We start from the raw sequence: 14990 nt of genomic DNA on the forward strand, positions 1-14990 counted from the left end.
GGGCCCCAGCCGCCTGTGTGGCTGGGGCCCACGGGAGTTGCGCATGTACGGCTCAGACGGTCCGGTCGGCCGCCAGCCCGACGAACTCGGCCCACGTCTGGGGGGTGACCGTCAGAACCGGTCCGGATCGGGCCTTCGAGTCCCGGATGTGTACGGCCCCGGGAGCTTCGGCGACCTCGATGCATTCGCCGCCGTTGCCCGTGCTGTAACTGCTCTCGAACCAGGCGGCTTCCGGCACAGCCGCCCTGCTGCGCTGCACGTTCACGCCTCTCCCATCAGTTGCTCGACGAGCGCCGACGACTCGCTCGGGGTCAGCGCCTGTGATCGGAGGAGACGACTGTCGTCCTGCACCTCCGCGTACGCGTGCGGTGCCCCTTGTCGGTGTCGATCAATGTGAAGGGGCCGCCAAGCGCGGCGTGGTCCTCGCGCCCGATTCCTCCGTCTGCAGCAGCCCGGGAACGGCATACACGGCATAAAAAAGGCCGCCAAGCGGCGCGGATGCGACATCGGGCCACCGCCTGGGGAATCCGACTTCATCAGTATCGAGACGGCAAGGGGCTTCCTGTCGGTCCATACCGCGACCGAGGAGCGTCTGTTCCGGGTACGTGTCGACATTATCGGGTTTACCGAAGGGGTTCCCGGGTTCGCCTGGGAGATCGGCTCGACGGACGACCTCGGATTGCTCGTGGAGGCGGTCACTGCATGGCGGGAAGGCGCACCGGTCGATGAGTTGAAGGCGAGATTCGATTTCCTGGAGCTCGATGAATTCGCCAGATCCCTCGAAAGCGAAGAGCCTACCTCTTTGCAGTGGTCCGGCCTCCTGTTGTCCGAATTCCACCGGAGACAGTGGAACCTTCTGCGTCGCCTCCGTGCGGACGAGGTACTGAGGAATATGTTCCCATCGATCACGCACGGTGCCGTCCGCCTGTGTGTGGATCCGTTTCCGTTGCTGGACGGAACGAAGCGTCAGGTCCTGGTGTACGAGCCGCACGAAGAGCGTTATGAGGTCATTTGCCCCATTTCGCCCCGGGGTGCCCGGGGCGAAATGGGTCGAGGTGCCGACCGGTGATCTGATCGCCTACCTGCGAGCTGCCTTGTACCAAGAGTGACTGCGCGCCCACGGCCGCCACCGTTCACCGCCGTACGCGCACTGCCTCTGACCTGCCCAGCGAACCCCTGCCAACGCCCCCATACGGCCGCGCGAAAAGCTGGAAAGCGTGCACCCCTGTCCGGGATAGCGTGCTGGTGGCCGGCTCGCGGGACCGGAGCCGGTCAGCCGGAGTATCCCTCCAGGTCGGCGATGACGTTGACGGCTCCCTGAGCGTTGTTGATGCGGATGCAGCCGTCTGCGCCGACCGGAAGCACGGCCAGGACAGGGCGGGTCTCTCCGGCAGCAAGGCTGTCGTTGTAGACGTTCGGCAGGCTGCCGTCGCCGTAGGCCCTCAGGTGCGTGGCGGTGGTCGGGGCGGCACCCGTGAGGTTGACCAGTACCGCGCGGGCGTCGGCCGGGACGCCGTCGACATCGGCGACCTTCACCGTGAGGGTGCCGTCCGCGCCCAGCGGCCCGGCAGGGGCGCCCGTGCCGTTGCGGGTGTCGAGGAAGCGGGTGGGACTGGTCGGTACGAACGGGCCTGCGCCCGTGGTGTAGAGGCCCTGGAGGTCCACGATCAGGTTGACGTGACCGCCACTGTTGTAGATCTTGATCTTGCCGCTGCAGACGGGCGTGACCACCAGGTTGGAGACGGTCTGCCCGGCGCGGTAGTTCAGGTTCGATGTACTCGGGCGGCTTCCGCAGTAGACGGTGACCACGCCGCCAGTGGTGCCTGCCGTCGCGGTGATGTCGAGGACGGCGGCCGTCGCGGAAGAAACCCCGGGTCGCAGGGTGACGGTCGTGGTGCTGCCTGGTGCGACCTTGCCCTTGGGGACACCGGTGCCGTTGCGGGTGTCCAGGTCCCGCACGGGTGTGGTGAGGGGGTACAGACCGCTCAGGTGCGCGCCGGTCCTGGGCACATTGGTGAAGTAGCCCTGCACGTCGGCGATGAGGTCGACGTCGCCGTGGGCGTTGTAGAGGTCGACATAGCCGTGGCTGCCGACCCGGACCGTGACCAGGTTCGGGTTGACCCGCCCGGCGGTGAAGTTGAGATTGGAGGCGGTCGGGCGACTGGTGCCGTCCGGGTACACCGTGACGTAGCTGCTCGTGGTGGCGTCGGCGTCGGTGACGTTCATGGTCACCGCGGTCACCCCGGAGGCCGGGACGCCGCCCACGCCGAGGACCTTGAGGCGGACCACGCCCCCGGGACCCACCTTCCGCTTGGCGGCGCCGGTGCCGTTGCGGGTGTCCAGGATGCGCTTCGGGCTCGTGACCACGTAGGAGGGGCCGACCGTCGCCTTGGTGGTCGTCGTGGCGGTGCGCCCGTCGGAGTCGGTGATGTGCTGGGTGACGGTGTACGTACCGGCGGTGGCGTAGGTGTGAGCGGTGTAGCCGCTCGAGCCGATGACTGTGACAGCCGCCGAGCCGTCGCCGAAAGTGATCCGGTCGCTGGTCATCTGGTAGTAGCCGGTGGCTGTGAACGCGCAGCTCGCGGTGCGGGGTTCGGACGGGTCCTGCCCGCAGGAGAGGCCCGCGGTGGGCCCAGGGGGCTGGGTGACCCCGAACGTGATGAACCCGCTCGTGCCCAGCCGGGTGCCGTCGGTTCTGTCCACCGTCACCGCGGCCTGGACGTAGCCGGTCCCGGAGTCCTGCGTGTACGTGTGTGTCGCGGAGCCGGTGGACGATGTGGTCGTGGTGCCGTCGCCGAAGTCGAACGCGTAACTCGCGCCGTCCAGCGCGTCCGACCAGGGGTTGTTCACCTTGGCGGTGAAGGTGGTGACCACTCCGACGTAGGCGGAGCGCGGCGACATGGCGATCCCGCTCACCGTGAACGGGTCCTGGAACTCCATGGCACCCCGGTCGTACGAGCTGTCACCCGTGCCGGTGTCGGCGACCAGGGGGTCGTTGACCCGGGGATTGCCGTAGTAGTCCGTGGAGGTCGCTCCGAGGGCGTTGGCGTCGCCCGAGTCGATGAGCGGGGAGTGCTCCGTCAGCCACTCCGTCACGGGGATGGTCAGGTCCGTCTGGTCCAGGTCGTGGGCGCCCTGCCCGGTGCCGTTCCGAAGGGCCTGGCTGGTGGCGTAGGCGGTGCCGGCCCAGTCGTAGTCGGTGCCGGTCGACAGCGGGTTGACCGCGTTGTAGTCCTCGGTGACCTGTGCGGCGGAGGTGGCGTCCACCGTGATCTCGGCCGGTGTGCCGGTGTCGGAGCAGGTGGTGGTCGTGCCGGGCATCACGACGGTGTTCTCGACCGACCCGGAGGTGCCGCCGGTCAGGCTGATCGCGTTCCCGCACACCGTCGAGATGGTGTCGCCGGCGAGGTGGATGCCGGTGGTGCCCACGGCCGTGACGCCGCCACGCACGGTCCCGGCGAAGCGGTCGTCGGAGAGCGTGACGTCCTGTGCTCCGGCCGCGCTGGCGAAGACCGGCCCGCCCGACAGGGTGACCAGGTCCCGGGTGAGCGCGATACCGGAGGAGGCACCGTCGACCGTGATCGCCGGGATGGTCGCCACCGTGTGGAGGCCGGTTCCGACGGTGGCGAGGCGGTAGGTGATGTGCTGTGAGTCCGCGAAGGCCAGGGCGGTGGTTGCGCCGGCCGAGACGTGGATACCGGCCATGTCGACGTACTGGGCGCCCGAGAAGGTGATCCCCGTCGTCTGCCCGCCCGTCACCTTGACCTCTGTTCCGGTGCCGGCTGCGGCGAAGAATCTGACGGGCGCGTCTGCCGTGCCCTTGCTCGATATGGTCACCGGGGCGTAGGCGGTGTTGTTGCCGACGATGCGAACGATGTCGCCCGCGGTCGCGGCCTGCGCGGCCGGCTGGATCTGGCAGAAGGGCTCCGCCTGTGAGCCGGGGCCGGTGTCGCTGCAGTTGGCGGCGAGGTTGTCGACGTACAGCGCGGTACCGGTATCCGCGTGAGCAGTGCCGGCGCCGAGGCCGCTGAGCAGGACCGCCAGAACGGCGGGTGTCACGAGTGGTCGTCCGCGGCGCATCCGGTGCGCTCCTCCCCCTGGCCGGTGAGGGCGCAGGATCGCCGTCGCGCACGGCCTGTCACATCCAGTCAGCTGTCCGCTGGAGCTGAACCGAGGCTAGATCAGCTTCGGAAAGGCGAACAGTTGCACGAGCGTCCTTTACCCGATCTTGGTCTCAGTCGTTCAACCAGGTCAGCGCCCGAACCGGCAACGAAAGATCGCAGCTTCCCAAGCTGAAAGCCCGAGCCCGACCCTGGCGACCTTCCGCGTCAGCAGTACTGTTCACCGCCAGACCCGACGGCGACAGGGGTCACGTCCGGTCAAGTGCCACGCTCGAACCGTGGGTTTGGGGCAACACGCGTAGTGAGAACAGGCTTCTCGGACATCGGAAACGCGCAGGTCAAAGCCAACGAACCGCATCGTCAGGCGTAGGTCCAGCGTCAGATGCGGTTCAGCACCGTGCCCACGAGCCACAAGAACTCCAGGAACAGCACGACGCCGATCGGCCCTGGGCCTGGACCCCCGCGTCTACCGCGACCACCCACCCGCACGCCCACGCCGATCGGCCCGATCTTCGTGCCTATAGGCATCAGTTCTCCCCGATTCCCTCTCCGGCCAGGTCAGCCGACTGCCTCGGCCGCTGCGGCTTGACGAGTTGGCGTCGTGAGGTGTCTATGCGGTCACCTAGCCGCAGCGGGGCGACTATGCGCTCTCCGCGGAGCGTGTACAGCAGCAGCGGAAGCGCGACGGTGCAGGAAGCGGTCGCGGTAAAGAGCACGACAGCACCGACCGTGCCGGGGCCCAGAGGCTTACGGCGCCGAGTCCTTCACGTTCTTGGCAAGGGCGTACGCCTCGGTCGGGGAGGTGCTGGAGTGCGCGTGATCCGAACTGGTGGGCATGCCGGCGGCGTCCAGCCCAATGACGTCGCCGTAGGTGCTGACCTGCGCGCACTCCTTGCTGTTGCCGGTCCGCTGGTTGGAACCCTTCAGAGCCACCTGGGTGTCGACGTGCGCCGGGGCCGGCTTGCCGCCGGGGTAGGTGTCACCGGTCGTCCAGTCGGTGCCGATGAGCAGCACGATCTGGGGATCGGTGCCCTGCTCGACCGCCTTGGACGGCAGGCCGAGCGCCTTGGCGACCGCCTGGGCCTGCGCCTCCTGCCCGGCCGGGTAGGTCAGCGAGGTGGCGGTGGAGGGAGTCCCGTTCCCCGAGTCGGTCTCGTTGCTGAAGCCCTGGCCGATCAGCACCTGGGCAATCGCCGCCCCCCGGTGGTACACCCCGGTGCCGTTCTCGACATGGACGGAGACCGAGGCGGCGGAGACCGGGCTGGCGGTCGCCGAGGGGGAGCCCTTCTTCCCGGTGGACGCGGTGAGCGACTGGTCGTCCGCGATGATCTTGAACAACTCCTTGGCGCCCGGGGCGATCACCGTCTTGGATCCGCCGCCCGGCACGTCGACGTCCTGGGTCTGCATGGTGGCCCAGGTGATCCGACCGGCGGGCACCTTGTTGAGGTCGAGGGCCAGGTCGATGAGCTTATTGGGGGAGTCCAAGCTGTTGTCGACGGTCAGCGCCTTGGTCGCGGCGTTGGCTATGCCCCACATCTTCTCCGGGCTGCTCAGCGTGCCCTTGCTCTTCATCTGGTTGAGGAGTGCGTTGAGGAAGATGTGCTGGGCGTCGGTACGGCCGCGGCTGTCACTGGCGTCACCGAAGCCGTGCCGGGTCCGCACGAACTCCAGCGCGGCGTCACCCTTCAGAATGTGCGGACCCTGCTTCAGCTTCAGGTGGCTGTAGGGGTCGTAGACGTTCTTGCTGACGCAGACAGGCGTCCCGCCGACCGCGTTGGACATCGCCACCACGCCGGCGAAGTCGATCATCATGAAGTGGTCGATGGGTATCCCGGTGAGCTGGTGCACCGCGACGACGCTGCAGCCGGGGCCGCCGTTCAAAGCCGAGTTGATCGCCGCGTTGATCTGCGCCGACATGCTCGGGTGGCCCGGGTCGTGGCAGCCGCTCCAGTCGGTCCGCAGGTCGCGGGGGATGCTCATCACCGTGGCGTTGGACCGGTCGGCGGATATGTGCACGATCATCTCCACGTCGGCTCGGGCGCCGCCGGCCGTTCCGCAAGCGCCGCCCAGCTTGCAGTCCGCCGCGCTGCTGCGGGCGTCGGATCCGATGACCAGGATGTTGATCGGGCTGCGTCCGAACGCGTCGACCTTCTCGTGCCCGGCGCCGTCCTTGCCGTTGGCGGACAGATCGTCGGACCTGATGTTGCCGTTCAGCTTCCAGTAGGCGTACGAGGCACCGCCGACGCCGAGCACCAACACGAACCCCAGCAACAGCCCGACGATCTTAAGCGCGCGCCTTCTCTCGGGCTTCTTGCCGGCTCTGCGCATGGCAGCCCTGCCACCGCCGGCCAGCTCCGGCGGATCCGCCTTCTCGGCCGTGATCCGGCCGGTGGCATGCCGCCGCGATCTGGGGGACTGCGTCATGACGACTTCCTCGTACCTTCAGGGGGCGACGGCTGACAGAACTATCCGTAAGTGGGACTCGCGGACGGCAAGTTGGGTTGTGTGCGGCTCGTTTGATGGACGCCTGACTCCGCGCCGCCCGTACGATGTCGTTCCGCGCCTGTAGGCAGATCAGTACTGTCGGCGCGGGCGCGGCCAGACAGTCGCCGAACGCCGAGGTGATCTGTCCGCCGTGATCGTGCCGGCCCGCCGCACGGCCGCGGCGGGCGTTACTGCCACTGCGAGCTGGTTGCGATGGCTCGCAGTTGGGCCGGTGTCAGGATCGGCGTGGTACGGGTCGAGGGGGCGTTCTGGCTCGGTGCCTGCCACTGCCGGTGGGCTGCTCGGAGCTGCTGCGCCGGCGGCGATAGGACAGGTAGGCCCGTACGAGGACGGTGTGGGTGTAGGCCGCTGGGTCGTCCACCTGCGCGATCTTGCGCCAGTTGGCATACATCCGGCCCAGCGTGTCCTGTACCAGGTCCTCCGCGAGGTGCACATCACCGCTGGTGAGCACGCACGCAGAGCGGAACAGAGGTGCGGATCGCGCAGCGGCGAACGCCATGAATTCCTCTTCGTACCGGCGCTTCATCCGAGATCCTGTTCATCGTCCACACTCTGAAGACGCTGTGGCCACAGAGTTACGTCCCACCCGCTGAGGCAAAAATCTGGCCGCCTCAGGCGAACTTCCCTTTCGACGTTGGCGTCGGGCCTGAGTGGTCAGGGTCTCCTGAAGTGAAGGTCGTGGATCAGGCGGTCAGTCCGGTCCAGCGGCCGACCAGCGGTTCGTCGGGGTCCGCGGCGTGGGCCAGGCGGCGGATGGTGCCGCGGGCCAGGCCCAGTCGCCGGCCGATGGCGCGCAGGCTGACGCCCTCGCGGATCAGGGCGTGGACGGCCGCGTGCTGTTCGCGGACGCGGTCCGACAGGCTTCCGGTCGCCGGGGCTCGGCAGCAGTGACCGGCAGGGTCAGGGGCTCGGTGGGCCCTGCAGGTGGAGGTGGTTCGGTGGGCCCGGCAGGTGGAGGTGGCGGCGGCACGGACGCTGAGGTCCGTGCCCGTTACGCGGTGTCCGCGCAGCGCGAGACCGATGGCCCGCGTGCCGATGCCACAGGAGCAGTCGAGCACTGACGTGTTGTCCTGGCCTGTCAGGCCGTCCAGGGCGCCTGCCGGCGAATGGCTGCGTCCCCATCTGTATGGATCAGGTGGTAGTCGTCGGCCAGGTCGTCATAGAAATGTGCCACCTAGGTCTCGGACATGGCCTGAGGCTACTGTGCGTGAGGCCAGCGCAAGGGCCCCGTACCGATCACGGTCCGGGGCTCTGGATACGGCTTGCGCCGGTGGTCACCGGCGACTGGGACGCTTCCTGAGCAGCCGGTCCATGTGGCTCATGGCCTCGCGCTGGGTGTCCTGGATGACATGGGTGTAGACGTCCATGGTGGTGCTGATCTGGGAGTGACCGAGGATCGCCATCACGACGCGGGGTGCGGCTCCGGCCGCCGTGAGGAGCGTGGCGGTGCCCTGGCGGGCGTCATGCAGGCGGATGACGCGGAGGCCGGCGTACTCAGCGACGCGGGTTACCGGCCGCACGGGCGCTGCCCGGATGGAGATGACGTGCTCGGCCGGGAGCGTCGCACGCAGCGTTGGTGCGATGGCACGCGGGCAGAGGGGGTCCGATCTCGCCGTGCGGACATTGGGTGACAGCCCTACGTTGGGAAGGTCGCACAGCCACCGAAATGATCGCCGGCACTTCCACGGCCGAGTCGCCCTGGATCAGTAGAGGAGATCGTCATGGCAAGCAGCAACCGCGCCGTCGTCTTCCATAACCCGAAAGACATGCGCGTCGAGTCTCTCGACTTCCCGAAGCTTCAGATGCCGAACGGGAAAAGCGCCCCGCATGGCACCCTCCTCCGAATCGTCGCCACCAACATCTGCGGTAGCGACCTGCACATCTACCGCGGGTCCTTCCCGGTGCCCCAGGGCATGGTGATGGGGCACGAGATGACCGGGGAGGTCATCGAGGTCGGCCCCGACGTCGAGTTCCTCAGTGAGGGCGACCTCGTCTCCGTCCCGTTCAACGTCGCCTGCGGCCGATGCCGCAACTGCAGGGCGCGCCGGACCGACGTCTGCGAGACCACGAACCCCAAGGTGTCCTGCGGAGCGTACGGCTTCAACCTGGGCGACTGGACCGGCGGCCAGGCCGAGTACCTGTTCGTCCCGTACGCCGACTTCCAGCTCCTGCGCTTCCCGGACAGGGACCAGGCCATGGCGAAGATCCGTGACCTGGCGCTGCTCTCGGACATCCTGCCCACCGCGTTCCACGGTCTCATGGAGGCCGGTGCCAAGCCGGGCTCGACCGTGTACATCGCCGGCGCCGGCCCGGTCGGCCGCGGCGGCGCCGCCGCGGCGCGCCTCCTCGGGGCGTCCTGCATCATCGTCGGCGACTACAGCACGGACCGTCTGGAGCTGGTGAAGAAGAACGGCTGCGAGACGATCGACCTGAGGCAGGACGCAGCACTCACCGACCAGATCGAGGCCATCCTGGGCGAGCCCAGGGTCGACTGCGCAGTCGACTACGTCGGCACCGAGGCACACGGCATCGGCCGCGAGGGCGACGACATGGACCCGGCCTACGCCATCAACCAGGTGGTCGACGCCACCCGGGCGGGCGGAGCCACCGGAGTCATCGGCGTCTACGGCCCCGACCCGCTCGCGAAGTCGAAGGCCGAGCAAGAGGGGACGTACCCGATCGACTTCGGCAAGGCGTGGATCAAGTCGCCGCGGATCTCCGCCGGGCAGGCACCGATCATGCACTACAACCGCGAGCTGATGATGGCGATCCTGTGGGACCGCATGCCCTACTTGAGCTCCATGCTCAACACGAAGGTGATCAGCCTCGACGAGGCCCCCGAAGCCTACGCGACCTTCGACACCGGAGTGCCCGAGAAGTTCATCATCAACCCCCACGGTCTCATTCCTGCCTGAGGGCGGCCCTCCCCGGCCCGCAGTCCCCGTTCGGGGAGGCTGCGGGCCGCGCGGGGCTGCTCAGCGACAACCGACGGACGGGCGCGGCCGCGGCGAAGTCGTGCCCCGCACACACGACTTCGGGGGGACCGCACCGCTCGTGGACGTACACGACGTGGGTGGAGGACCCGCCCGTGCGAAGCACCGGATTCACCCTGCCCGTCAACGTCTCGCGGCAGGTGCTGAGAGGGGTCGGAGAGTGCGAGCATCGGGGGTGGAAGCGGCCACGCCGGGGCGCCCAGCCGCGTCCGGTCCTCAGGGAAGTTTGTGGGCGAGAACGTCGAGTCGCTCGATGGAAGGCGGCTGGGCGAACAGCTCGCCGGCTCGTTCCATCAGGGCCTTGCCGAGCCGGCCGTTGAGGTGGGTCTGACGTGCGGAGTCGGTGGGGAAGGCGTCGAAGATCGCGAAGGCGGTCGCGCTCAGGCGCACGGCGAACCAGGCGACGGTTTCGGGCTCCTCCTGCACGAGGTCAAGGCCCTTGCGGAGAAAGTCGGCGACCTCTTCCTCCTTGCCGGGCTTGGCCTCGACGTATACGTACAGCCCGACCTTGACGTCTGCCATGAGGGGACTCCTTTCGGTGCTCGGCCGCCCGTGAGCGCCCGGGCACTGCCGTGACCGGTTGGCACAGAACGGGCCGATTATGGACGTATCACTATGCCTTTGCGTACATTTGTCTCCCGCTGGCAGGTCGAGTCACCCTCACCGCGCCGCAGCACCCGCAACGTGCGGGCCAGATGCGGGCCAAACGTACGGCTCGGGCGCTGGCAGGTCGAGTCACCCTCACCGCGCCGCAGCACCCGCAACGTGCGGGCCAGATGCGGGCCAAACGTACGGCTCGGGCGGCCCCCACAGACGCACGGAGCTCCGGCAGCTCTGTGCGTCCTCGGCACCTGAGCCCTCCACGCCTCGCACAGGACGCTCAGGCCGCGTCCCACTGGTGAGCGGGCGGGTCTCTCCACTCCCCCAGTGCGGGTCGTCCAGCACCATGTCCGCATCATGCGGAACTTCCCGGCTGCCCGGCTGCCCGCGGTGCGTCAGCGGTGCAGGGACTCGGCGACGGCCGGGTCCTCGAGCACGGTGACGCACCAGGCGAAGTGGTCGTCACCGCCGCCCGGCGCGAAGGCGTCGCTCGTGGCCATCGCATAGGCGGCCCGGTACAGCAGGAGGTCGTCGACCGCGTAGCCGAACTCGTCGGCGAACCGCGTGGTGAGCTGCCGGGTGATCTCCGGGGCGTGCTCGGTGCCCGCCGGGAAGATGGCCGCGGCCACGGCGGCGTCGAAGCGGGGGTCCCCGGCCGTGGACAGGAAGCCGTAGTCCACGAGGGCGAGCGGCCGCAGGTCGTCGTCCACCAGCACGGTCTCCGGGAAAACGTCACCGTGGACGACCGCCTCGTCGGTACGGGGCAGCGAGCGCAGCTTCCGAAGCAGCCGGGCGCGCGTGTCGTCGAAGTCGCGGACATGCGTGGAGAGCCGGTCCGCGCACCGGCTGACCCGCCGGTCCACCAGGTCCGCCAGGGCGGATCCGAAAGTGGTGTGGCCTTCCCACAGCGGGCGTTCCTCGTCCAGCACAGGGAGGTGCTTGACCTCGTCGACGTCATGGGCGTCCGCGAGGGCGCGCAACACGCCGACCAGGCAGTCGACCGCTTCGGGCAGCACCTCGTCCGGGTCGTCGGTGCGGATCCTGCCCGCCAAGGGCTCGCCGGTCAGCTCCCGCTCCACGGTCATCGGGACACCGTCGAAGTCCTCGACGGCGAGGATCTCCGGGGCGCCGAACGGCAGGTGCGCCGCGGCATCGGCGTAGAAACCCTGCATCCTCCGCAGTTCGGATCCCCGTCGGTGCTCCCACACCTTGGCCACCGTCCCGTCCCCGAGTCGGTAGACGGCTCCCTCCACCGCCGCCTCGACGGGCCCGGCGTCGAGATATCCGGCGTCGACGAAATGTCGTACGCGCCGGGCCGTGGTGTCCCGTATGGCATCGGACATCTCGTGCCTCCTTCCGCCCCCGGCGTGAACGACCGGCCGGTCGGCTGGGCCGACGCCTGGACCATCTCCCACGGTAGGCCCCTCGCCCGCGCGGCACCCGGTGACGGAGCGCTGCCGGGCGCCGTGCGGTCCGCCAGGCGTATACGGCGGAACAGTGCCGGCGGATCCTGCGTATCCGGCGTTGAGCGATCATGCGCGCCATAGCGGTGGGCGCGCAGGGGCCGTATGAGAGGTGCTCGATCGAACTCCTAGAGCGGGTGTCGCAGGTTCGAATTCTGACCTATCGGGACCAGTACGGCCAAGTCGCTGAGTTTTCGCCCGACTTCATGGGGCCCGACCGATAACTCGCTGCCGACTATGATCTTGAGTAGCGACCGGCAGGCGCAACGGCTGTAGGCCCAGTTACAGGTTCTCTACCTCTCAAGGCGGCTGCGCTCCTGCCTTCGGACCGCTCTGCGCGCGCTGCGCCGACGCGCGCCCGCATGGCCAATGCCGGGTCATGAGTCGATCACCGTAGAGAGCGGCCACGCTCAGAACGCCTCGCGGCGGTAAACCTGATACGCGGACGGACGCAGAGGATCGCCCGTTACTGCGCTGTCAGCGCGTCATGGCCACCAGTCCGAGGATCACCAACCCGACTCCCATGAATCCGAACTGCAGTCTCATGCGGGCAAGGCTCTTCCAAGGCGTCCCCCATCGTGTCCTGTAACGCGGCGAAAAGGTCACGTCTGCCCAGTCCCACACCCAGACGTCCACGCCGCGGTAGCCACAGGACACCACGATGAAAGCGCCGCCCGCGATCAGTGCGAGCACCCCCCAGAGCAGCACGCCGTTCCTCCCCCGCCTCATGACCAGCGTCACCGTCGCGCATTGTCGCAGGAGACGCCGAACGTAATGGAGGCGGTCCCCGGCAGGACCGAGAGAACGGCCGCGCTTGCTAAGGCTGCGCGCGGCGGCTGCGGATTCCTAGACCGTCGCCCGCCGGACCTGGTAGTTCCAGCGTGTGAGCGACCGGACGACGGTCTCGGCGCCAATGGGGTTGGCACCGTGCACGAAGACCGTGCCGATGCGGAAAGGCCGCCCGTTGAAAGCTGCTTCTTCCAGGAGGGTGACCACGGGCAAGATGCTGTCGTCGCCGCCGAGGTCGTGGTCGAGCCAGAGTTCATCGATGAAGCTGTCGCGGTGCTCGTGCAGGAGCCTGACACCTTCGGCGCTGCTGCGCGCGATCCGCGTGGTCCAAGGCAGTGGCCGGAGATCGTCTATGCCGAGGACGACCGGCGACGGTACGGGCGACTCTTCTTTCATTCGGCCATCATCACGGCACGGCCGACCGCTGTGCCCCACGGCTCATGCGTGCCGGAGCCGGCGGGGAACCACGGGTAACGGCAGTAGCCGATGACGACGGATGACTGCCCCTCGATCCGCCCGTGTGGATTGTTCCTGCCGGGGGGCACCAGTGCGGAAGGGGCCGGGGGCACGTCCAAGACGGGCGCGCCCTCGGGTGACTGCGGCGGGCACTACCGAACCACGATGATCACGGCGCTTCCGTCGGCGAATCGGTGATCGAAGCGGTTGTCGTAGCGGTGATCGAAGCGGTTGTCGAAGCGGTTGTCGAAGCGGTTGTCGTAGCAGAACCCCGGGTGACTGAAGCAGAACCCCGGGTAGTTGTAGCGGAACCCGCCGTGGTCGGAGCAGCGCCAGTCGTAGTTGCCGTAGCACCAATTGGCGGGCGCCTGGGTGTGCACGGCAGGGGCCGCTGCGGCCGTGCCGGCTGCGCTGAGCGCAGCGCCGCCGGCCATCAGAATGCCGGCAGCGAACGTCGCGCCGAGACGCCTCGCGCGTTGTGCTCGCATGATGGATACGCCCTTCCTTCCGACGTCTCGCGCGACTCTCGGTGGCACGAGATGGATGGCCGCGGCCGCGGAGCACGTCCCGCATCCGAGGTCCCGCTGTACTGGGCCGACCGATCAGGTGCGCACTCCCGGAATGCGGCCTACCTCCAGTACGCCTGAAACGTCCTTTTGGATTGCCTCCAGGCGGAGCGGCCGAAAGGTGCCGGCGAGATTCACAGCAGTCGGCCGTCCGCCCAGGGAGAGCACCGCCGCCTCGGTGCGCACGCTCCGTTCCCACCGGGCGATCGCGCGGGCGGTGGCCAGGTCGGCACCGGACGCCGCCGCCGTACCCCGCATGGATCGGCTCCGGCCGGACGTGCGGACTCGTCGCCGCCCACGTCGGCCGGGAGGCCGCCTCACTGTCAGCCGAGGCTGTTGCCCCACAGCGACGTGTCGGTGCTCCTGAGGCTGGGGACGCCGCCGTACGTGCCGCCGTCGGCGGTGACGAGCGGGGCGGAGAGCTGGTCCTCCAGAAGTCCGTCGCGGAGCCGCACGATGGTGCTCTCGTGGTCGGTCCTGCCGGGCTTGAACGTCTTCCCGTGGATCGCGGCCTTCAGGTAGCCCAGGGCGTACTTGGCGTAGAGGTCGACCGGCTGGGACACGGTGGCGTCGATGGTGCCGTCGGAGATGTCCTCGAGCTCCCTGGGGATGCCGTCGTTGGAGACCACGAACACGTGCTTCGGGTTCCTCGGGCCGACCAGCAGTCCCTGCTCCCTGAGCACGTGGAGCGTGCTGGACAGGGCGAAGCTGGCCTGCATGTAGATGCCCTTGATGTCCGGGTGGGCGGTCAGGTCGGTCTGGAGCTTCTGCGCGGCGACGTCCTCGTCCCAGTTGGTGGTCTCCGCGAACACCTTGACGGCCGGGTAGTTCGCCTTCATGCACGCGTCGAACCCCTCGGTGCGATCGCGGCTGTTGATCGACGAGAGGTCGCCCTGGAGCATCACGACCTTGCCCTTGCCGCCCAGCTTGGTGCCCAGGTACTTGCACGCCTTCTCGCCGTAGGCGCGGTTGTCGGCGCGGACCACCATGTACACCTTGCCGGCGTCGGGGCGGGTGTCGATGGTGACGACCGGGATCTTCGCGACCTGCAACTGCGCCAGGATCGGCGTGATGGCGAATGTGCTCTGCGGCGCCATCGCGATGGCCTCGGCACCCCGGAGGATGAGCGTCTGCACGTTGGCGGCGAGCCTCGCGACGTCGTTCTGCGAGTTGGTGGTCCTGAGCGAGAGGCCGAGTTGCTCGGCGTATTCGGGCGTGTACCTGATGTAGGCGGTCCAGAAGTCGGTGTCGGAGCGCGGGTAGTCGACGCCGACCAGCGGCTTGCCGCCGCTCGGCGTGCCCGGGCTGCCGGAGCCGCCGCCGCAGGCGCCGAGCAGCACGAGGGCGAAGACGGCGGAAGCAGCTGAGAAGAGGACGGGTCTGGGCCTCATCGGTACTTCCTCGCGGTGGGTCCCGAGGCGCCTGCCGTCTCCCCCGGGCTCACCCGACCGACAGAGAGCTGCCACCCGGCCGACACCAAACTGTCTCATTGGCCAA

The 14990-nt window shown here is 68.5% G+C and carries 12 protein-coding genes and 1 pseudogene; 1 reads left to right on the forward strand and 12 read right to left on the reverse strand.

What is annotated here, in order from left to right; genetic code table 11:
- Nucleotides 1–52 precede the first annotated feature (52 nt).
- From ACFY0K_RS14985 to ACFY0K_RS15010, 6 genes and pseudogenes are all read right to left on the reverse strand, one after another.
- Nucleotides 53–265 (reverse strand): DUF397 domain-containing protein, encoded by a 213-nt coding sequence (locus ACFY0K_RS14985; RefSeq protein ID WP_390640177.1) that lies wholly within the window; start codon nt 263–265, stop codon nt 53–55.
- Nucleotides 266–1272: 1007 nt separating this feature from the next.
- Nucleotides 1273–4059, reverse strand: a complete 2787-nt coding sequence (locus tag ACFY0K_RS14990; protein WP_390640178.1) for a PKD domain-containing protein — start codon at nt 4057–4059, stop codon at nt 1273–1275.
- Nucleotides 4060–4868: 809 nt separating this feature from the next.
- Nucleotides 4869–6545 (reverse strand): LCP family protein, encoded by a 1677-nt coding sequence (locus ACFY0K_RS14995; RefSeq protein ID WP_390640179.1) that lies wholly within the window; start codon nt 6543–6545, stop codon nt 4869–4871.
- A gap of 295 nt (nt 6546–6840) precedes the next feature.
- Nucleotides 6841–7152, reverse strand: a complete 312-nt coding sequence (locus tag ACFY0K_RS15000) for a sigma factor (protein WP_390640180.1) — start codon at nt 7150–7152, stop codon at nt 6841–6843.
- A gap of 157 nt (nt 7153–7309) precedes the next feature.
- Nucleotides 7310–7684 (reverse strand): hypothetical protein, encoded by a 375-nt coding sequence (locus tag ACFY0K_RS15005; protein WP_390640181.1) that lies wholly within the window; start codon nt 7682–7684, stop codon nt 7310–7312.
- 216 nt (nt 7685–7900) lie between these two features.
- Nucleotides 7901–8143: pseudogene (locus tag ACFY0K_RS15010) on the reverse strand (tyrosine-type recombinase/integrase); the annotation flags it as partial.
- A 204-nt stretch (nt 8144–8347) separates the two neighbouring features.
- On the opposite strand from ACFY0K_RS15010, the gene ACFY0K_RS15015 reads away from it, so the two are divergent.
- Complete coding sequence (locus ACFY0K_RS15015) at nt 8348–9541, forward strand: alcohol dehydrogenase catalytic domain-containing protein (RefSeq protein ID WP_390640182.1); 1194 nt, start codon at nt 8348–8350, stop codon at nt 9539–9541.
- Between the two features lie 294 nt (nt 9542–9835).
- Here the strand turns inward: ACFY0K_RS15015 and ACFY0K_RS15020 are convergent, their stop codons facing one another.
- From ACFY0K_RS15020 to ACFY0K_RS15045, 6 genes are all read right to left on the reverse strand, one after another.
- Nucleotides 9836–10141 (reverse strand): putative quinol monooxygenase, encoded by a 306-nt coding sequence (locus ACFY0K_RS15020; RefSeq protein ID WP_390640183.1) that lies wholly within the window; start codon nt 10139–10141, stop codon nt 9836–9838.
- Nucleotides 10142–10614: 473 nt separating this feature from the next.
- Entirely contained in the window at nt 10615–11562 is a 948-nt protein-coding gene (locus ACFY0K_RS15025; RefSeq protein ID WP_390640184.1) for a phosphotransferase family protein, read from the reverse strand.
- A gap of 597 nt (nt 11563–12159) precedes the next feature.
- Nucleotides 12160–12423: a hypothetical protein gene (locus ACFY0K_RS15030; RefSeq protein ID WP_390640185.1), complete on the reverse strand. Its 264-nt coding sequence runs from the start codon at nt 12421–12423 to the stop codon at nt 12160–12162.
- A gap of 105 nt (nt 12424–12528) precedes the next feature.
- Nucleotides 12529–12867 carry a cyclic-phosphate processing receiver domain-containing protein gene (locus ACFY0K_RS15035; RefSeq protein WP_390640186.1) on the reverse strand — a complete coding sequence of 113 codons (339 nt, stop codon included), beginning with the start codon at nt 12865–12867 and terminating at the stop codon, nt 12529–12531.
- Between the two features lie 212 nt (nt 12868–13079).
- Nucleotides 13080–13415 carry a hypothetical protein gene (locus ACFY0K_RS15040; RefSeq protein WP_390640187.1) on the reverse strand — a complete coding sequence of 112 codons (336 nt, stop codon included), beginning with the start codon at nt 13413–13415 and terminating at the stop codon, nt 13080–13082.
- Between the two features lie 401 nt (nt 13416–13816).
- On the reverse strand, nt 13817–14884 hold the full coding sequence (locus ACFY0K_RS15045) for a sugar ABC transporter substrate-binding protein (RefSeq protein ID WP_390640188.1): 1068 nt from the start codon (nt 14882–14884) through the stop codon (nt 13817–13819).
- Nucleotides 14885–14990 lie beyond the last annotated feature (106 nt).

Source organism: Streptomyces sp. NPDC001507 (assembly GCF_042894765.1).
In the GTDB taxonomy this organism is placed as follows: Bacteria; Actinomycetota; Actinomycetes; order Streptomycetales; family Streptomycetaceae; genus Streptomyces.